Source organism: Jeotgalibacillus proteolyticus (assembly GCF_002926065.1).
GTDB classification, from domain to species: domain Bacteria; phylum Bacillota; class Bacilli; order Bacillales; family Jeotgalibacillaceae; genus Jeotgalibacillus; species Jeotgalibacillus proteolyticus.
In genome coordinates this window covers 127,111-146,103 of the sequence record NZ_PREZ01000001.1, presented here as the reverse complement: position 1 = coordinate 146,103, position 18,993 = coordinate 127,111, and the positions used below count along the sequence as shown (strand labels likewise).

Below are 18,993 nucleotides of genomic sequence, written 5' to 3'. Positions count from 1 at the left end.
TACAAAGGAAGGATGATTGAAATGAAAAAGATTTACGCATTAATCACAGGTGCAGCAGTATTTTTACTTGCAGCCTGCTCTGGCGGTTTTGAGGGAAATATGGAAAAAGAAATTCAGAATTTTTCATACACGAATCAGCAGAATGAAACCGTTGATCTTAATGATATTAAAGGCACACCTGCACTTGTAAATTTCATTTTTACAAATTGTGATACGGTTTGTCCCCCTATGACATTTAATATGACCGAGGTGCAGGCTGAGTTGGAAGCGGAGGGAATTGAGGACTACCGGATTATTTCCTTTAGCGTCGACCCTGAAAATGATACTCCTGAGGCATTAACAGAATTTATGTCTTCTTATGAACTGAATGAAGAAAAATGGGATTTTTTAACCGGCTATTCGCAGGAGGAAATTGCGGATTTTGCGCTTAACTCCTTTGAAGCCATTGTGGCAGATGATCCAAACTCTGACCAGGTAATCCACGGAACCAGCTTTTATTTAGTTAATAAAGAAGGGACAGTCGTGAACAGCTATAACGGCATAAGTGATGTTAAAGTAGATGAAATCGTTGCTGATGTAAAAGCTGTAAGTAATGAATAAAGCAGTGAAACTTGTCAAGTTTTGTCGATGCACATACAATAATGTTGAGCTGGGAAAACTAGAGAGCAGTTAGGAGGTGTTTAGTTGTCAACAGAGAAGAAACATTGGAGTAAAAAAAAGAGATTTTACGCAAGTATATTTATTCTTATTTTCTTCTTACTTCTAACCTACCATCAATATAAGCCTCTTCCGGATGGGGTTTCTTATGAAGGGGAAGAACATCAGGCAGAGGCAGTGTCCTTTTATAGGGATCTTACTTATTCAAAAGACGATGAAACCGAGGTCGATCAGGAAATTTTCGATCGGGTTGCAGAGGTAATTGAAGAAGCAGAGGAATTTGTCATTATTGATATGTTCTTATTTGACGGCAGGGTAAACGAAGAAAAAGGATATCCGGATTTAACGGAAAATCTGACAGATCAGCTTGTAGAGAAAAAAAGACAGTATCCCGACATGCCTATTGTCTTCATTACAGACCCCGTAAATACCGGCTACTATTCATATGAAAATGAGTGGCTTGATTCAATGGAAGAGGAAGGAATTGAGGTTGTTTTTACTAATCTTGACCCTTTGCGTGACCCGACACCCTTATTTTCAACAGCCTGGCGAATGGGCCTTCAATGGTTTGGCCAGAGGGGGCAGGGATGGCTTCCAAACGCCTTTGTAGAAGATGGCCCAAACATGACCGCACGATCCTATTTAATGATGGGCAACGTTAAAGCTAATCACAGAAAAGCAGTCATCACAGAAAAATCAGGGATGGTTCTTTCTGCAAACGCCCACAGGGAATCCGGTTTTCACAGTAATGTAGCTTATGAAGTAAGTGGACCAGTCATTCAGGATATGATCAATGCTGAGCAAGCTGTGTTGAATTTTTCGGACAGCTCCATTCAATTACCTTCGTACTCCAGCTCAGATAACCATCAAAGCAATATAACCGTTCAATACACGACGGAGGGAAAGACATGGGAGAAATCTCTGGAAGCAATTGCACAAACAAAACCGGGGGATGAAATCTGGATGGCCATGTTTTATTTGTCTGAGAGAGATATCATTACTGAGCTGATCGATGCAGCTGAGCGGGAAGTAGAGGTGTTTCTGATTTTGGATCCTAATGAAACAGCTTTCGGCAATAACAAAAGCGGGCTGCCAAACAGGCCTGTTGTTAACGAGCTGCTGGAGGGTGATGCAGAAGGAATTAATGTCAGGTGGTACGAAGTCAGAGAAGAGCAGTTTCACCCGAAAATGCTGATGATAAAGTCCGGTAATGAAGGGCAGATTATCAGCGGTTCGACCAACTTCACAAAACGGAATCTTGCTGATTATAATCTTGAAAACAACATTATTATTAAAGCGCCGATGGACGCTGAAGTAATGAAGGACACAGATGTTTATCTAAGAGATCTGTGGACAAATGAAAATGGTTTTTACACCGTGGAATCTGACAAGTATCAGGATACTCTTTCCTTTTGGCAAAGAGGCGTTTATTACATTCAAAAAATATTAGGTCTAACCACCTATTAGCTTGATATAAGCCTGGTATAGCAGTATAGATAGTTTTTTTGAGCTCCTTTTTTAGAGGTATTACAGTTGAATTAAATTTTGTAACATGTTAGGGTTATCCTCGTGTCTTTTAAGAGCAAATCAGACAATGGTGTTTAATGTCTACCATATTAAGAAAGGAGAATTATATGAAAAAGGTATCGAAGGTATTTTGGATCACACTGACTCTTGTATTAGCAGCTACTGTGTTTGCAATCATTTCTCCAACAACATTCGAATCAGCGACTGCAAATTTCCAGGCATTTATAACCTCAACTTTTGGGTGGTATTACTTAATCGCTGTCACTGTCATGGTTATTTTCTGTATTGTACTTGCCGTAACACCGATTGGCCAAATACGTCTGGGGAAACCGGATGAACGCCCTGAGTACTCTACTGGGTCTTGGTTTGCGATGTTATTTAGTGCAGGGATGGGGATTGGTCTTGTATTTTGGGGGGCCAGTGAACCGCTATTGCATTTTGCTTCAAATCCGCCGCTTGCCGAGGCAGGAAGCGATGAGGCATTAAAAGATTCGATGCAATATACATTTTTTCATTGGGGACTTCATGCGTGGGCCATTTATGCAGTCGTTGCATTAGCGCTTGCTTACTTTAAGTTCCGTAAAGGAGAGCCTGGTTTAATCTCTGCTACCCTTGTTCCGCTGTTTGGTGAACGTATGCGCGGAGGTCTAGGCACGGTAGTAGACGTTTTAGCAGTCTTTGCTACAGTAGTAGGTGTGGCAACTACTTTAGGGTTTGGTGCTATTCAAATTAATGGGGGGCTGTCCTATTTACTCGGTATCCCGATTAGTTTCTGGTGGCAGGTTCTAATTATTGCTGTGGTTACAGTTCTTTTCTTAATTTCAGCATGGACAGGCATCAGCAAAGGAATCCGCTATTTATCAAATACGAATATGGTTCTTGCTGTAACCCTTATGGTCATCATGCTGATAATCGGACCAACGATGTTAATTCTAAATTTATTTACAAATTCATTAGGATCCTATGCTCAAAACCTTTTAGAAATGAGCTTCAGGATCGCTCCGCTTGATGCTGAAAATCGTTCATGGATCAACGATTGGACTATTTTTTATTGGGCTTGGTGGATCTCGTGGTCTCCATTTGTAGGAATATTTATTGCCAGAGTTTCAAGAGGACGTACGATCCGGGAGTTTATGGCAGGCGTGCTTTTACTGCCATCCCTAGTCAGCTTTTTCTGGTTTTCAGTATTCGGATCAAGTTCAATCAATGTTCAAAAGCTGGGTATTATCGATTTAACAGGACTTCAAACTGAAGAGTTGTTATTCGCAGTGTTTAACGAATACCAGCTCGGTGCAATTCTCTCTGTTGTAGCGATCCTGCTAATCAGCACGTTCTTCATTACATCAGCTGACTCAGCTACTTTTGTACTTGGTATGCAGACAACCTATGGCTCGTTAACCCCTTCAAATTCAGTTAAAATGACATGGGGTCTTGCCCAGTCTACCGTTGCTGTTATTTTATTGTCAGCCAATGGGCTGCAGGCACTTCAGAATGCCTTAATTATAGCAGCATTGCCATTTTCCTTTGTCATGATCCTGATGATGATTTCAACTTATAAATCATTAAATCAGGAAAGGAAAGATCTTGGTTTATTCATTACACCGAAACGAAAAGATAAAAAGCTTAAATAACATAACACCGGCACCCTGATTTTTCAGGGTGCTTTTATTTTTGATTTAAAAAAGTGCTGCCCAAACAGCTAAAATCACTATCACTGTTATGTGAAGGTTCACAAGGGTGCAAGGATTCGGTACAATGAAGAAGTATTAATTGGGGTTTAAGTAAAGGAGTCTGGTATGAAACCGAAAAAAAGAAAAAAGAAGCAGAAAAAAGGAAGAATTTTAAAGGGGTTTCTAACTTTCCTTGGAATAATCGTAACGCTTGTGGCAATATCAGCTTATATGCTAGCCCAAAACAAGGAATTTAGCGGAAAAGCGGCTGATTGGCTGGAACAAGCAGGAGCACCTGTAGAACTGACGATTCCGGAAGAATATATAGATATTTATCAACGAGCTGAAGATGAGTACGGAGTACCGTGGACTCTCCTTGCTGCGCACCATCGAGTGGAGACCCGATTTTCAACTATGGAAACAATGGTATCTCCGGTTGGTGCAGAAGGCCATATGCAGTTTATGCCATGTACATTTGTCGGGTGGAGCCATCCTACCTGTGAAGGCTTAGGACAGGGTGATATTCCGGAGAATGAACTGACTGATCTGGCTGTTATCGAGGAGTTTGGCGGTTACGGCGTAGATGGAAGCGGAAATGGAAAAGCAGATCCGTGGGATATTGAAGATGCCATCTTCAGTGCGGCTAATTACCTTTCACAAAACGGTGCGGCAGATGGTGATTTCAGACGTGCTATTTTTAAATATAATCATAGTGATCAATATGTAGAAAATGTCATGTCTTATTTTGAACAATATGAAAAAGAATATAATTTACAAGATGGAGAGTAAGAGGCTGTGCGATGAAAAAATTTTTGCTTATTATTGCAGCATTAGGTATGCTTGCAGGCTGCAGCCTTAATGGTGATAACGACTTATTAACAGCTCAAGTAGTAAATGTAGTAGACGGGGATACAATTGATGTGGAGCTTACCGATGGCTCTGTAGAACGGGTGCGGCTTTTATTAATCGATACGCCAGAGACGAAGCATCCTCAATTGGGCGTTCAGCCATTTGGTCCTGAAGCCGCGGAATATACTGAAAAGCATTTGACTGGGGAGAAAATTCAGCTTGAATTTGATGTAAGTGAGAGAGACCGGTACGGCAGGGTTCTTGCATACGTGTGGCTTGATGATTCTTTATTTAATGAGAAGCTGATCAGTGAAGGTCTGGCACGTGTGTCGATTTATCCTCCTGATATTAAATATGTTGATGAATTTGAACACATTCAGGAAATAGCCAGAAGAAAAGGTGTCGGAATTTGGTCTCTGGAGAACTATGTTACTGATAAAGGCTTTCAAAGAACGAAGAAGGAAGCCAATAACCCTCCTCAAAAAGATGGGTGTTTAATTAAAGGAAATATCAACTCAAAAGGTGAAAAAATATATCATATTCCTTCATCAAGGTATTATCAAAACACGATTCCCGAAGAATGGTTTTGCGCTGCTGAAGAAGCTGAGAAAGCCGGGTTTCGCGCACCAAAAAATTGAACCTTTTACCATGCAGAAATGGAGGCGGTCTCTTGTCAAACGAGCTGCTCAATTTAGATGCTACAGGGCTTGCTGAATTAATTAAAAAGAAAAAAATCAGTTCAAAAGAAGCTGTTAGTGCGACGATAAGCAGGATAGAAGAAGTTAATCCTGAGATTAATGCAGTGGTAGCGGAGCGTTTTGAAAAGGCACTGAACGAAGCTGAGCAAATCGATCCCGAAAAGACATTTGCAGGTGTCCCTATCTTAATGAAAAATATATCCCAGGCAGTGAAGGATGAAAAATTAACCGGCGGCTCAAGACTGCTTAAAAATCAAACGGCAAAAGAAAACAGCCATTTTGTTAACTCCATAATGAAAGCCGGGTTTATCGTTATTGGACACACAAACACACCTGAGTTTGGTCTGAAAAATATTACAGAACCAACGCTTTATGGTCCTACACGCAATTATGTAAACCGGGACCACTCTCCAGGAGGCTCGAGCGGGGGAGCCGCTGCAAGTGTGGCAGGGAAAATGGTGCCTCTTGCAGGAGCAAGTGATGGCGGCGGTTCTATTCGAATACCTGCTTCCTTTAGCGGTCTTATCGGATTAAAGCCGACCCGTGGAAGAACTCCGGTTGGCCCGGGGGCAGGAAGACAGTGGCAGGGGGCAGCGATCGATTTCGCTCTCACTAAATCTGTAAGAGATACGGCGGCATTACTTGATGAAGTCCAAACCTACCAATTAAGTGCTGCGTTTAATACCGCATTATTTAATGAAGGTTATCTAAACTTTATTAATAATGAAGAAAAAAAACACTATAAAATCGGCTTTTCCACTGTTTCCCCAGTAGGAACGCCCGTTAGTGAGGCTGCTGTCACGACGGTAATGAACTTAGCAGGCTGGCTAAGTGAGCAGGGACATGCGGTTGAAGAAGCGCACCCTGAAATAAACGGGCGTCATTTGATGGAGCAGTATTATTTAATGAATGCCGGTGAAATGGCAGGGGTAGTAAGTACTCTTGAAAAAGCATATAACCGTAAATTAACCAGTAGGGATATGGAAATTGAATCCTGGGTTCTTGCTGAAGCCGGAAAAAAAGTCACAGCAGGCGAATTTTCGATGAGTCTGGCAGCATGGGATCAGGCAGCTCAACAAATGTTCAGATTTCATGAGGAATACGATTTCTATTTAACTCCCTCAACAGCGTTTTCTGCACCTGAAATAGGAGAACTCACGCCAAATCAGGAGCAAATTGAAAAGCTCCTTCATGTAAGTTCAATGGATGCTGGCTCACAGCAGGAGCTTATCTACTCCATGTTTGAACCGAGTTTAACTTATTCGCCCTTTACTCAACTTGCCAATTTGACCGGACAGCCCGGGATCAGTCTCCCAACAGGAATAGACTCTCTTAATCTTCCGATCGGAGTTCAACTCATGACAGCGAAAGGAGAAGAGCATTTACTTCTAAAGCTTGCTTCAGAGATCGAAAAAGCAGGACTGTTTAAAGGTCCAATCAATAAAGATTAATATATAAATATAATGAAATTCACGAGGGAATTAAGCTGGTCTAATTGAGAACCATTCTTAATTCACTCTTTTTTTCTTTAGCTAAAGGATAATAGGAAATACCATAAGAATAACTTATCATCATGCATAACTTTCTTGATATTTACTTATCATCAGTAGTGTATTAAGATAGTATTGTGCGCTTGTAGTTACATACAAGAATCTTTTAAAAATTGAAACTTTGTAAAGGGGGAGAAAAGATGGCTAATCAAGACATCTTTCAAGCTAAAAAGTCTTTTGATCTTGAAGGTAAACGCTATCATTATTATGAACTAAAAGCCCTTGAAGAAAAGGGACTGACAAAAATCTCAAAACTTCCTTACTCGATTCGCGTTTTGCTAGAATCAGTACTTCGCCAGCATGACGGCCGGGTAATCAAAGAAGACCACATTAAGAACCTTGCAAACTGGGGCTCTAAGGATGTGCAGGATTCAGAAGTGCCATTTAAGCCTGCGCGTGTTATTCTACAGGATTTTACCGGGGTTCCGGCAGTAGTGGACCTTGCCTCATTACGTGATGCTATGTCTAAAATGGGCGGCTCCCCGGATAAAATTAATCCGGAAATTCCTGTAGACCTTGTTATTGACCATTCCGTTCAGGTTGATAAGTATGGTACGTCAGATGCTCTTCAGGTAAATATGGACCTTGAGTTCGAAAGAAATGCAGAGCGTTATGAATTCCTGAGCTGGGCTCAAAAGGCATTCAATAATTACCGTGCGGTTCCGCCTGCAACAGGAATTGTCCACCAGGTTAATCTGGAATATCTTGCGAATGTTGTCATGAATGTAACCAACGCTGAAGGCGAAACAGTTGCATTCCCTGACACACTTGTAGGTACGGATTCTCATACAACCATGATTAACGGAATCGGCGTTCTTGGATGGGGTGTTGGAGGGATCGAAGCTGAAGCAGGAATGCTTGGCCAGCCATCTTATTTCCCAATCCCTGAAGTTATCGGCGTCCGTTTAACCAATGCACTGCCGCAGGGAGCTACAGCAACAGATTTAGCTCTTAAAGTAACACAGGTACTTCGCAGTAAAGGTGTGGTAGGTAAATTCGTTGAATTCTTCGGTGAAGGGGTATCAAGACTGCCGCTTGCTGACAGAGCAACAATTGCTAATATGGCACCTGAGTATGGCGCAACCTGCGGATTCTTCCCGGTAGACAAAGAATCACTTGACTACATGCGCTTAACAGGACGTGAAGAGTCAGATATTAAGGTTGTAGAAGAATATTTAACTAAAAATGATATGTTCTTTACTCCGGATAAAGAAGACCCGACTTACACGGATGTAGTGGAGCTGGATCTTTCTTCAATTGAACCGAATCTTTCAGGACCAAAACGTCCTCAGGATTTAATTCCTTTATCCGATATGCAAAAGGAATTTCATAAAGCACTAACCGCTAAAGAAGGAGTTCAGGGCTTTGGACTTGAAAAAGCTGAAGTGGATAAAGAAGCAGTAGTGGAGTTTGATAATGGTGATGTGGCCCCAATGAAGACGGGAGCCATTGCGATTGCCGCAATTACAAGCTGTACTAATACTTCCAACCCATATGTAATGCTTGGAGCAGGACTTGTAGCGCAAAAAGCAGTTGCACTTGGCATGAATGTACCGGCGTATGTAAAAACATCATTAGCGCCAGGATCTAAGGTCGTTTCCGGTTATCTGCGTGATGCCAAGCTGCTTGATCCCCTTGCTTCTCTTGGATTTGACCTTGTAGGCTACGGCTGTACAACTTGTATCGGAAATTCAGGTCCGTTGCTTCCTGAAATTGAAAAAACTATTTCAGAAAGTGATTTACTGGTTTCTTCTGTTTTATCCGGGAACCGAAACTTTGAAGGACGTATTCACCCATTAGTTCGTGCTAACTACCTTGCATCACCACCACTTGTTGTAGCATACGCACTTGCAGGAACGGTTGATATCGATCTTCAAAAGGATGCGATCGGAAAAGACAAAGACGGCAATGACGTCTTCTTAAAAGACATCTGGCCAACAACTGAAGAAGTAAATGAAATTGTTAAAAAGACTGTTACACCTGAATTATTCCGTGAAGAGTATGAGCGTGTATTTGATAACAATGAGCGCTGGAATGCGATTCAGACAAATGATGATGCACTATATGCTTTCTCTGATGATTCAACTTATATTCAAAATCCTCCATTCTTTGAGGGACTAACGGAAAAGCCTTCAAGCATACAGGGGCTTGATGGTCTTCGTGTAGTAGGAAGATTTGGCGATTCTGTAACAACTGACCATATTTCACCAGCAGGAGCCATCGGAAAAGACACACCTGCCGGCAAATACCTGCGTGAAAATGGCGTTGCGATCCGGGACTTTAACTCTTACGGTTCACGCCGTGGGAACCATGAAGTTATGATGCGCGGTACATTTGCCAATATCCGTATCAGAAACCAGGTGGCGCCTGGAACTGAAGGCGGCTATACAACCTACTGGCCAACCGGTGAAACAATGGCGATTTATGATGCATGTATGAAGTATCAGCAGGACGGCACAGGACTTGTTGTCCTTGCAGGTAAGGATTACGGAATGGGCTCTTCACGTGACTGGGCTGCTAAAGGAACAAACCTTTTAGGCATCAAAACAGTTATTGCTGAAAGCTATGAGCGTATTCACCGTTCAAATCTTGTGTTTATGGGTGTATTACCGCTTCAATTTAAGAAGGGGGAAAATGCCGATACGCTTGGATTAACTGGACGTGAAACGATTTCTGTTAATATTACTGATGAGGTTAAACCGCGTGATATCCTAACTGTTACAGCGACTGGTGAAGACGGCAAGGTAACTGAATTTGATGTTCTTGCACGTTTTGATTCTGACGTAGAAGTAGACTACTTCCGTCATGGGGGTATTTTGCGAATGGTTCTTAGAGACAAACTTTCTTCATAAGAAATTAAAACACCGGGAGATAGCTCCCGGTGTTTTTTAATGCGGATCGCCACCAGAAATATAAATAAAAAACCTTTTTAAATTGTCGAAATTTTTACTCTTTTTATGTTTAAAAAGAATCAATCTGTGCGATACTAGGAATAGGAGGTGTGCTACATGAGAGTAAAGGGTAAAACCCTTCAGGAGTTAGTCGCTGAAAACCGTTCTGAAATTCAAAAGGATCCAATTAAAATGGATCTGATTGAGGATCGTCTGGAGAAAAAATGGCTGGCAGGGCAAAAAAGAAACTAAATTAATGGTGCATTCTGTCCAGCCGGATAGAGTGCTTTTTTATTGATTTCAGCCTTAGAGTACTGTACGTCTTTATGGTAAACTAGGTAAAAGGCTGGAAAGGATTGATAAATATTTATGAAAGTTGCTGAAAAGACTATCGAAGTCCGATATGCAGAAACTGATCAAATGGGCGTCGTTTATCACGCAAATTATTTAGTCTGGATGGAAATAGGAAGGACCTCGTTAATTGATTTATTGGGCTTTCGCTATGCAGAAATGGAAGAAGCGGGGATATTAGCGCCAGTGATGGATATCCAGATTTCCTATAAAACTCCTGTAAAATACGGAGAAAAAGCACTTGTACGAACCTGGATTGATCATTATGACGGCTTAAGAACCCATTATGGATACGAAATCTATAATGAATCAGGAAACCTTGCAGCTGCCGGTATTTCCAAGCATGTATGTGTAAAAAAAGATTCCTTCCGGCCAATTTCAGTTAGAAAGTATTTTCCCGAATGGCATGAGGCCTGCGAAAAGCATAAAAAGCCGGAGGTCGAAACTCCCGCTAATGAATTGAGGTATTAAGTTGGCTTTTGGAATAGATAAAAAAAAGCTAGCTGACTGGAAAAAGGCGATCGACAGCGGAGAAATTGCTTTTATTACTCATTATTGGCTGGACTCCCGTTTTCCTGAAGCAAAAACCGTCACCAAAGCGGGAGCGAAGGATCTTGACATGCTTGCCAGCTGGGGAGAAAAATATGGGTTAAGAAAAGAATGGATTCATATTCGAAAGGACGGATATTCCCATTTTGATTTGCTTGGAGATCGTCAAATTGACATACTGAAAAAAGAGGGTCTTAATGATCATTTGATAAAATTCGGATTAATAAAAGAGTGACAGCGCAGCTGCCACTCTTTTACATTAGTTTTTACTGTAATCGTAGGATGGGCCGTCAGAGCTTTCGTTGTAATTGACCTCAAGATCATGGTCATCAAAATACCATACATCCTGTTCTTCTATGAAAAATGTAATGCCGTTTTCTTCACGGGTTACTGCTGCCTCCATGGGCTCATCTTTACTGACCCCAAGAGAGAATCCATCCTGGACCTTACTGGAACCGCCGTATTTAACGAAGAAGCGAACATGATCACCTTCTTTAATCATCATTTCATCCTGAAACCATTTAACTGCCTCTTTTGATAGTTGAATGTTCATTTCGCTCTCTCCTTCCTTTTATCAACAAGCTATTTTTATTATAATAGATAGTATGAATTAAAAACAAACCTGAGCCTTGAAAGGAGTAATTATGGAAAAAAGACTGTTTTTATGGATTGGAATCGCTGTTTTCGGAGGTATGGCGCTGCAGAATGTTCTTCAGCTGCATGGTTTCTCCTATCATATGGAAGCTGGAATCTTTACACTTGTGGCAGCTGCGGTTTATACCGGTCTGGTGCTGCTTCGAAAGAAAAACCGGGGACTGACATTGGCTATAACCGGAGCCCTGGGTGTTTTATCGCTGGTAATGGTCTTTATGGCGGGCACAATTTTTCCCGGTCATTAAAATCACAAAAACCTCGTGCAGCCTGCACGAGGTTTTTATTTTTGCATGAAATGAATTTTTTTAAGATATTTTCTTTTTACTCATCCACGTAATTTTTGGTTCTGTTTTATCACGGATCCGCTTAATATTGCTTCTGTGCCTAATGATGACAAATGCCGTCATGACAGAAACTATGGCCAAAAGAGCGAGGTCATCCGTGAAAATAATGGTGTATAACACAGCAAAAATACCTGCTGTCATGGAAGATAAGGATACATAGTTAGAAAGATACAGGACGATCAGAAAGCAAAGAACAACTAAAACAAATAAAAGTGGAGCGTAACCAAGCAGCACTCCGGAGGAAGTAGCTACAGCTTTACCGCCGCGGAAGTTTGCAAAAATCGGGAAGATATGTCCGATTACTGCTGCGATTCCTGCAATAAGCATCAGCTCTTCTTTACCTGCAAATAAGGCAATAAGAACAGCTGCTGTTCCTTTTAAAATGTCCATTACCGTAACAACAGCTCCAGCTTTAACGCCAAGAACCCGGAAGGTATTTGTGGCACCTAGATTACCGCTGCCAAAATCCCTTATATCCTTATTATAAAACGTTTTCCCGATCCAAAGGCCGGATGGAATTGAGCCAATTATGTAAGACAAAAGTATAATTCCTGTTACAATCATAAGGTAACTCCTTTTTCTTATATAGATAGAATTATTTTACCATGAAAGCTGGCTGAAAAGTTGCTTTTCTTTTCATAATCATATTCATACATAATTACAAGAATGCTTGCTTTGTAAAGGGGAATTTAAAGTGAAATTAGTTATTAGTTCTTTTCAGTGGTTTGTTTTTATTATTGCTGCATCAATTGCTGCACCAATCGCGATTGCAGCAGTATTTCAGCTAGACCCGGCTGAGACAGCAGGTTTTGTCCAGCGAACGATGCTTGTCCTTGGGGCAGCAGGGATTGTACAGGTTTTTATTGGACACAAGCTACCGATCAATGAGGGACCCGCCGGTTTATGGTGGGGTGTTTTTGCCATTTATGCTACTTTCAGCGGCATCATCTATTCCTCTCCTCAGGAGTCGCTGCAGGTTCTGCAGTCAGGCCTGCTTTTAAGCGGAGTCTTTTTTGTTCTGCTTTCTTTAACGGGTATTATTAACAAGATCACCTCTTTGTTTACACCGGCAGTTACCTTTACCTATCTGATGCTGTTGATTTTTCAATTAAGCGGCTCTTTTTTAAATGGAATGGTGGGATTGCCCAATCAGGAAGGTACGGTACAATTTTGGGTGATGGCAGGGTCATTAGTGACAGTATGCATTACGTTTTGGCTGAGCGGGCATAAGGTGAAATGGGTTCAGCGCTACTCAATTGTTCTGGCAATCGGTATTGGCTGGGCGGTGTTTGCTTTAGTAGGAGAAGCTGCTTTTAATTCTTCTCCAAATGGACATCTTTTTTCCCTGCCGGAGTTTTTTGCTTTCGGCGGTCCATTGCTTGACAGCGGAATCGTTGTTACTGCTTTTTTTATCACTTTCTTATTAACAGCAAATATGGTTGCTTCTATCAGGGTTATGGAGTCAGCTTTATCGGAGCATTTTGGTGAGAAGCCTGCTGCACGGTACCGGCAGGCAGGTTATGCAGCAGGAATAAATACCATTTTCAGCGGTGCAGCTTCAGCCATCGGGCCTGTTCCCATAGCAGGTGCAGCAGGTTACGTTGTAGCAACAAAATCACCCGACAGAAAGCCTTTTTGGCTGGGGTGTTTGTTAGTAGTCCTGACTAGCTTTATTCCGTTTATAACGAATGCATTAGCTCAATTACCTGCAGCGGTTGCCTTTTCTGTAACCTTTGTAATCTTTACGAATATGATCAGACTGGCCTTTATGGAATGGAATAAAGAAAAAAATATCGATCGTGGATTAACAGTCATCGGTATTTCCCTGCTCGTTGGAGTAGGTTTGATGTTTGTTCCTTCATCAGCTTATGCCGGGCTGCCCGTGTGGATAAGCTCAATTTTATCCAATGGTTTAATCAGCGGAACAATTACCGCTGTTATTGTTGAGCAATGGCATATTTATTATAATAGGCGGAATAATAAGATAGCTGATAATAGTTAAGATTAAATAGTTGTACTAATTGTGTTTACCGTTGTCACAGTAGGGAATCTATAGTTAGTAAATATTACTCAGGTGGTGAATATATGATCACGTTTCACAACGTTAAAAAAACCTTTGATGATGGTACAGAGGCGATCAAAGGCATTGATTTACATATTGATGAAGGAAAGCTTGTTGCTTTAATTGGACCGAGCGGCTGCGGCAAGACCACAACCATGAAAATGATCAATAAATTGATTCAGCCCACATCAGGTAAAATCACCATAGAAGGCAAAGACATAGCACATAAGAAAGATGTAGAGCTAAGACGGAATATAGGGTATGTCATACAGCGGATCGGCCTGTTTCCTCACATGACTATCGAGGAAAATGTAGGATTGATACCGAAATTAAAGGGACGCAAAAAAGAAGAATACAAAAAAAAAGTAGACGAACTGCTTACACTTGTAGGCCTTGAACCCTCAGTTTTCAGGAAGCGGTATCCACTTGAACTGAGCGGCGGGCAGCAGCAGCGGGTTGGCGTAGTCAGAGCCCTGGCGGGAGAGCCGCCTATTATCCTGATGGACGAGCCTTTTAGTGCACTGGATCCTATCAGCAGGGAACAGCTTCAGAACGAATTAAAGGATTTGCAGAAGACGATTCGTAAAACGATTGTCTTTGTCACACATGATATGGACGAAGCGCTTAAGGTTGCGGATGAAATTGTCGTGATGAAGGACGGGAGAATTGAGCAGATTGCCACTCCTAAAGAACTGATTGAAAATCCCGCAAATGAATTTGTCCGCTCTTTCATCGGAGAAGAACGTATTCAGTCGAATTTGAATCTCGCGTCACCTGAGTTTAAAAAGATCACATCCATAATGGAGCCGGCAAAAGTGGATTCAGATTTAAATCTTCCTTCTGTAAATGCAGAATCGACTTTAAAGGAAACTGCTCTATTAATGCTTACGCAAAATGTTAACCAGATGCTGGTCGAGAAGGACGGAAAAATTATTGGAATGATTCAGAAAAACGAGCTATTAAGTGCCTTAGCGGGACTTGGGAAGGGGGCTTAAAGAGATGGACGTCGTCCAGGCATTCTGGGAAACAGTAGTGCAGCGTCAGGATCTTATAATCGATAGAACACTCCAGCACTTATATTTATCATTTTCAGCTATTTTTATCGCTATCATCATTTCACTGCCTCTTGGCATCTTTATTTCGAGAAAACAAAAAGTAGCAGAATTTTATATTGGAATCACGGCCGTGTTTCAAACAATTCCAAGTCTTGCTCTTTTCGGATTTTTAGTGCCGATCGTCGGTATAGGCTTTGAAACAGCCTTAATTGCCTTAATTATTTACGCGCTTTTGCCGATTTTGCGAAATACATACACAGGGATCACCGGGGTTGACCAGGCGATAATTGAAGCAGGAAAAGGCATGGGAATGACCAGCTCCCAGATTCTTTTTAAGATTGAATTACCTCTTTCTTTGCCATTTTTAATGGCAGGGATCCGCACAGCAACAGTACTGACAGTTGGCGTTGCAACGCTTGCTACCTTTGTAGGAGCCGGAGGACTTGGTGATGTGATTTGGAGAGGGCTTCAATCCTATAATAATAATTTAGTTCTTGCAGGAGCTATTCCTGTAGCACTTTTAGCTCTGTCATTTGATTTTATTTTGAAGCTTCTTGAAAAGAAAGCAACGCCAAAAGGACTTAAGCAATAAACAGAGAAAAGCTTTGTGAGTGGCAAAAGAGCATAATTTATTGACTCCCGGTTATAGTAAACGGGAAAATAAACATTGAACGTATTCAGTGAATACTAACTTATGAAAAGGGGTAAACAATGAACATATCAAAAGGACTTTTACTTACTGCAGCGGGTACAGCCATTTTACTTGCAGGCTGTAATACAGGAGGAGACGGGGCGGAGCGTGATTCAAGCGAGCCAATTGTTATTTCCGGAAAACCCTGGACAGAGCAGTATATTCTCCCGCATATTCTTCAGCAGTATATTGAGCATCATTCAGATTATGATGTTGAACTGCAGGAGGGCTTAGGAGAAGTAGCGATTTTACAGCCTGCTATGGAAAATGGGGAAATTGATCTTTATGTAGAGTATACTGGCACAGGGCTAGAAGCTGTATTGGATGAAAGAGCAGAAGAAGGCGAATCAAGTGAAAGTATTTTGGATCGCGTACGTCAGGGATATGAAGAAGAGTTTAATATCACATGGCTTGAGCCTTTAGGCTTTGCTAATGATTATACGATGGCGTTTTCAGAGGACGCTGACTTTCAAGCCTCTACTTATTCAGATCTTGTAGAGCTTTCAAGCGAATTAACATTTGGTGCTCCACACGCCTTTTATGAACGCCAGGGAGACGGCTATGATGCTATTGTAGAAGCCTATGGCTTTGACTTTGCACAAACAGAAAGCCTTGATGCTAATATCATGTATCAGGCAGTTCAGCAGGGACAGGTTGATGTCATTCCTGCTTTTACAACTGACGGGCGTATTGAACGCTTTAATTTACAGACCACTGAGGATGATCTTGGCTTCTTCCCTAAATATGATGCGGCCCCTGTTGTTCGTCAGGATGTACTCGAAGCCTACCCGGAGCTTGAAGAAGTACTAAATGGATTAGCCGGGCAGATCTCAGAGGAAGATATGCAGGAAATGAACGCAAAAGTAGATATTGATGGTGAAGATTACGCAGCAGTTGCAGAAGAATTTCTTCAGTCAAAAGGCTTGTTAGATTAATTCAAGTTTGAAAAGGATGTGTCAATATGATTGAAAATCCAAGCAGAGAAAACATAGGTGCACTGTTAAAACAGGCTAAAACGATTGCCGTTATAGGTTTAAGCGACAATCCATCAAGAACTTCCTATGGTGTTTCAAAGGCAATGCAGGATGCCGGCTATAAGATTATTCCGGTAAATCCGACGATTAAAGAAGCGCTTGGTGTTAAGGCAGTGTCTTCACTCAAAGAAATTGAAGAAAAAATCGACATTGTAAACGTATTTAGACGATCAGAATTTCTTCCTGAGCTTGCTGAAGAATTTCTACAGACCGATGCTCCGATATTCTGGACCCAGCTTGGGGTAGTGGACGAAGAAGTATTTAACAATCTTTCCGGGCAGGAAAGAACGGTTATTATGGACCGTTGTATTAAGGTAGAGCACAGCCTAAGCCCCCTTTAAATATAGGGGCGTCCTCTAGGGGGCGGAGGGTCTGCGATCACTGGTATATCAAGCAATTGAGCGTTTAAGTCGAGTTGTAAAATTAGTTTGTCTTGATAAAGAGTTGCTGTAGGAAATAGCCTACCCATGACCATTAGTTGTTGTTCAGGAGTAGTTTCTCTTGAATATTCATGCGCCACTTCTAAATACTCGTATAGGTAATCAATGTTATGCTCTTCCTTTTGGAGGAGCATATATTTTTGTTTCAAACTAGCGTATTCTTTCTCGAAAAATTCTAATTGAGTGTCTATTTTCTTCCTTCTATCGGCCATCTCATTTTTAGAGATAACTTGATCTAAGTATAAGTCTAATAAACGATCAAGCTTGTTTTTGTTCGTATTGATTTTTGTTTGGACATCTTTCATGCTTGTTTTCATATCCTCGATGTTTCCTTCAGATCTTCCCATTTCTAAATAATCCATTAAAAACTCTTTGCCACTCAGAAGTTCAGTCAATAGATCTTTTATTTTTGACTCAACACGTCTTACATTAAAATGTGTTTTATAATTTCTGCAAGGGTGTTCGCGTTCCCTTAAATTGTGCTGCAGATAATAGCGAGGTTTATCTTTATTACCCCGCTGGACTAATACCATTTTTAAGCCACAGTCTCCACATCTTATTTGTGTTAATCTCAGGATATTTACATCTTTACGATGATTTTCTTTAAAGTAATAAGAACTCTGTCTTTTAGAGCGTTGAGATTGAATTTCTACATAAGTTTCTTTAGACCTTAGAGGTTCATGGGCATCATCAAAGGTTATTATTTCACCGTCTGCAAATTCTTTCTCAATAGTTCCATGATAAAATTTAGAACTTAATCTTGAACGCACTAAAGACTCATTCCATGACTTGCCAGACGGTGTTTTTGCTCGTTTAGTTATTTCTCGTGCAATTTTTCTCAAACTATAGCGCTTCTTTAAATATAAATCATCAATTAACGGAATTACCCATGCCCACTCCGGATCAACCTCAAACTGTTTTGTTGTTTTATTATATTTATATTCAAATGGACCACTTCCGAATGTTTTTCCTTTTCTAATAGACTCCTTTTTACCACGAACCATTGCTCTTACTAGTGATCTTCTTTGTCGCTTAGCGATTATATTTTTAAAATCAGAGATCATTTCATGATCTTCATTCGTTAAATCAGTGATAATTCCCGGTTCAGCAATTTTAACTTCATTGTCCCTCAAGACTCCTTTTAGTATTTCCCATTCCATAGTATCTAAGCGAGAGAGGCGATCCTGTTCCACCACTAAAACAACATCTATTTTTCCATCTTCTACAGTATCAATAAGCCTGGTTAAATCTTTTTTCTTTAGTTTTCCACCCGACTCAACATCTTGATAATAATCAGTAATAGTCCAATTTTGGTTTTCTGCATACTTGGTTAACTCAAATCGTTGAGCACTTAGTGAGAATCTCTTTTCCTGAAGCTTGGTTGATACACGGATATAAATCGCACACCGCATCTAAACACTCCTTTCTCAATAAATGATCTTGCTCTGTTAGTTTCTCGCTAAAACTTATATGATTCTTATAAGCTTTTTCTTGTTGCTGCCAATCTCTTAACCGTTTATCAGCTATTTCATGGTTAACAAAAAACAATGAAGCAATTATGCCTGCAGCTTCTTGACGATGCCGAGGTAAGGTAAGTTTTTCTAGCATAAAAGTAGGAATACAAAAATGTTCAGCAAAACTATCAGCTTTCCACTCTTGAAAATCTCTTAAATGGCTCGGTAAAGTAAATTGGTTTCCAGCATGATATAAGAGGTGGCAAAGCTCGTGTGCAAAGTCCCAATGTTGCTGACGCTTTGTTAAATACTTATCTAAATACATTACTTGAATACCATTCTTATTTTTTATCGCCTGACTCGAATATTCCCAATACTTTAGCCTTATTCCTAGCTTGCAAGCGATTAAATCCATTTGAATATCCTCGGGACCTAATATCCCTAAATAAAGCATTAACTCCTTCACTCGATCCTCCAGACTGTTATAACTTCTCACTTGACCACCCCTTATGTATAA

General features: G+C 40.8%; 20 protein-coding genes. 16 read left to right on the top strand and 4 right to left on the bottom strand.

Annotation, left to right across the window (positions count from 1 at the left end):
• Nucleotides 1-21 precede the first annotated feature (21 nt).
• The 10 genes from C4B60_RS00820 (at nucleotide 22) to C4B60_RS00775 (ending at nucleotide 10,977) form a co-directional block, all read left to right on the top strand.
• The gene (locus C4B60_RS00820) at nucleotides 22-600 is read left to right on the top strand and encodes an SCO family protein (protein ID WP_104055753.1); all 579 of its coding nucleotides are present in this window, start codon (nucleotides 22-24) and stop codon (nucleotides 598-600) included.
• Nucleotides 601-684: 84 nt separating this feature from the next.
• Complete coding sequence (locus tag C4B60_RS00815; RefSeq protein WP_104055751.1) at nucleotides 685-2,124, top strand: phospholipase D-like domain-containing protein; 1,440 nt, start codon at nucleotides 685-687, stop codon at nucleotides 2,122-2,124.
• A gap of 167 nt (nucleotides 2,125-2,291) precedes the next feature.
• Nucleotides 2,292-3,815 carry a glycine betaine uptake BCCT transporter gene (locus C4B60_RS00810; RefSeq protein ID WP_104055748.1) on the top strand — a complete coding sequence of 508 codons (1,524 nt, stop codon included), beginning with the start codon at nucleotides 2,292-2,294 and terminating at the stop codon, nucleotides 3,813-3,815.
• A 165-nt stretch (nucleotides 3,816-3,980) separates the two neighbouring features.
• Nucleotides 3,981-4,643: a lytic transglycosylase domain-containing protein gene (locus C4B60_RS00805; protein ID WP_104055746.1), complete on the top strand. Its 663-nt coding sequence runs from the start codon at nucleotides 3,981-3,983 to the stop codon at nucleotides 4,641-4,643.
• A gap of 11 nt (nucleotides 4,644-4,654) precedes the next feature.
• Complete coding sequence (locus C4B60_RS00800; RefSeq protein WP_104055745.1) at nucleotides 4,655-5,341, top strand: thermonuclease family protein; 687 nt, start codon at nucleotides 4,655-4,657, stop codon at nucleotides 5,339-5,341.
• Nucleotides 5,338-6,852 (top strand): amidase, encoded by a 1,515-nt coding sequence (locus C4B60_RS00795; RefSeq protein ID WP_245153837.1) that lies wholly within the window; start codon nucleotides 5,338-5,340, stop codon nucleotides 6,850-6,852. The genes C4B60_RS00800 and C4B60_RS00795 overlap by 4 nt, the downstream gene beginning before the upstream one ends.
• Before the next feature lie 239 nt (nucleotides 6,853-7,091).
• Nucleotides 7,092-9,803, top strand: coding sequence for an aconitate hydratase AcnA (gene acnA, locus C4B60_RS00790; RefSeq protein WP_104055742.1), 2,712 nt, complete (start codon nucleotides 7,092-7,094; stop codon nucleotides 9,801-9,803).
• 156 nt (nucleotides 9,804-9,959) lie between these two features.
• A complete protein-coding gene (locus C4B60_RS00785; protein ID WP_104055740.1) occupies nucleotides 9,960-10,094 on the top strand; it encodes an FbpB family small basic protein in 135 nt (44 codons plus the stop codon).
• A 117-nt stretch (nucleotides 10,095-10,211) separates the two neighbouring features.
• Entirely contained in the window at nucleotides 10,212-10,664 is a 453-nt protein-coding gene (locus tag C4B60_RS00780) for an acyl-CoA thioesterase (protein ID WP_104055738.1), read from the top strand.
• Between the two features lies 1 nt (nucleotide 10,665).
• On the top strand, nucleotides 10,666-10,977 hold the full coding sequence (locus tag C4B60_RS00775) for a hypothetical protein (RefSeq protein ID WP_104055737.1): 312 nt from the start codon (nucleotides 10,666-10,668) through the stop codon (nucleotides 10,975-10,977).
• A gap of 24 nt (nucleotides 10,978-11,001) precedes the next feature.
• Here the strand turns inward: C4B60_RS00775 and C4B60_RS00770 are convergent, their stop codons facing one another.
• Entirely contained in the window at nucleotides 11,002-11,295 is a 294-nt protein-coding gene (locus C4B60_RS00770) for a HesB/YadR/YfhF family protein (RefSeq protein WP_104055735.1), read from the bottom strand.
• A gap of 91 nt (nucleotides 11,296-11,386) precedes the next feature.
• Between C4B60_RS00770 and C4B60_RS00765 the strand changes: the two genes are divergently transcribed.
• Nucleotides 11,387-11,641, top strand: coding sequence for a hypothetical protein (locus tag C4B60_RS00765; RefSeq protein WP_104055733.1), 255 nt, complete (start codon nucleotides 11,387-11,389; stop codon nucleotides 11,639-11,641).
• Nucleotides 11,642-11,701: 60 nt separating this feature from the next.
• Here C4B60_RS00765 and plsY read toward each other — a convergent pair whose 3' ends face one another.
• On the bottom strand, nucleotides 11,702-12,304 hold the full coding sequence (gene plsY, locus C4B60_RS00760) for a glycerol-3-phosphate 1-O-acyltransferase PlsY (RefSeq protein WP_104055732.1): 603 nt from the start codon (nucleotides 12,302-12,304) through the stop codon (nucleotides 11,702-11,704).
• Nucleotides 12,305-12,434: 130 nt separating this feature from the next.
• On the opposite strand from plsY, the gene C4B60_RS00755 reads away from it, so the two are divergent.
• The 5 genes from C4B60_RS00755 (at nucleotide 12,435) to C4B60_RS00735 (ending at nucleotide 16,923) form a co-directional block, all read left to right on the top strand.
• Nucleotides 12,435-13,742 carry a purine/pyrimidine permease gene (locus C4B60_RS00755; RefSeq protein ID WP_104055730.1) on the top strand — a complete coding sequence of 436 codons (1,308 nt, stop codon included), beginning with the start codon at nucleotides 12,435-12,437 and terminating at the stop codon, nucleotides 13,740-13,742.
• Nucleotides 13,743-13,825: 83 nt separating this feature from the next.
• The gene (locus C4B60_RS00750) at nucleotides 13,826-14,797 is read left to right on the top strand and encodes an ABC transporter ATP-binding protein (protein ID WP_104055729.1); all 972 of its coding nucleotides are present in this window, start codon (nucleotides 13,826-13,828) and stop codon (nucleotides 14,795-14,797) included.
• Nucleotides 14,798-14,801: 4 nt separating this feature from the next.
• Nucleotides 14,802-15,449, top strand: a complete 648-nt coding sequence (locus tag C4B60_RS00745; protein WP_104055727.1) for an ABC transporter permease — start codon at nucleotides 14,802-14,804, stop codon at nucleotides 15,447-15,449.
• 119 nt (nucleotides 15,450-15,568) lie between these two features.
• Entirely contained in the window at nucleotides 15,569-16,483 is a 915-nt protein-coding gene (locus tag C4B60_RS00740) for a glycine betaine ABC transporter substrate-binding protein (RefSeq protein WP_104055725.1), read from the top strand.
• 26 nt (nucleotides 16,484-16,509) lie between these two features.
• Nucleotides 16,510-16,923: a CoA-binding protein gene (locus tag C4B60_RS00735; RefSeq protein ID WP_104055723.1), complete on the top strand. Its 414-nt coding sequence runs from the start codon at nucleotides 16,510-16,512 to the stop codon at nucleotides 16,921-16,923.
• Here C4B60_RS00735 and C4B60_RS00730 read toward each other — a convergent pair.
• Together C4B60_RS00730 and C4B60_RS00725 are read right to left on the bottom strand one after the other, a co-directional pair.
• Nucleotides 16,920-18,434 carry a recombinase family protein gene (locus tag C4B60_RS00730; protein ID WP_104055721.1) on the bottom strand — a complete coding sequence of 505 codons (1,515 nt, stop codon included), beginning with the start codon at nucleotides 18,432-18,434 and terminating at the stop codon, nucleotides 16,920-16,922. The two genes, C4B60_RS00735 and C4B60_RS00730, sit on opposite strands and share 4 nt — an antisense overlap.
• Nucleotides 18,358-18,942 (bottom strand): ImmA/IrrE family metallo-endopeptidase, encoded by a 585-nt coding sequence (locus tag C4B60_RS00725; RefSeq protein ID WP_104055720.1) that lies wholly within the window; start codon nucleotides 18,940-18,942, stop codon nucleotides 18,358-18,360. Before C4B60_RS00725 ends, C4B60_RS00730 begins: the two co-directional genes overlap by 77 nt.
• Between the last annotated feature and the right edge of the window lie 51 nt (nucleotides 18,943-18,993).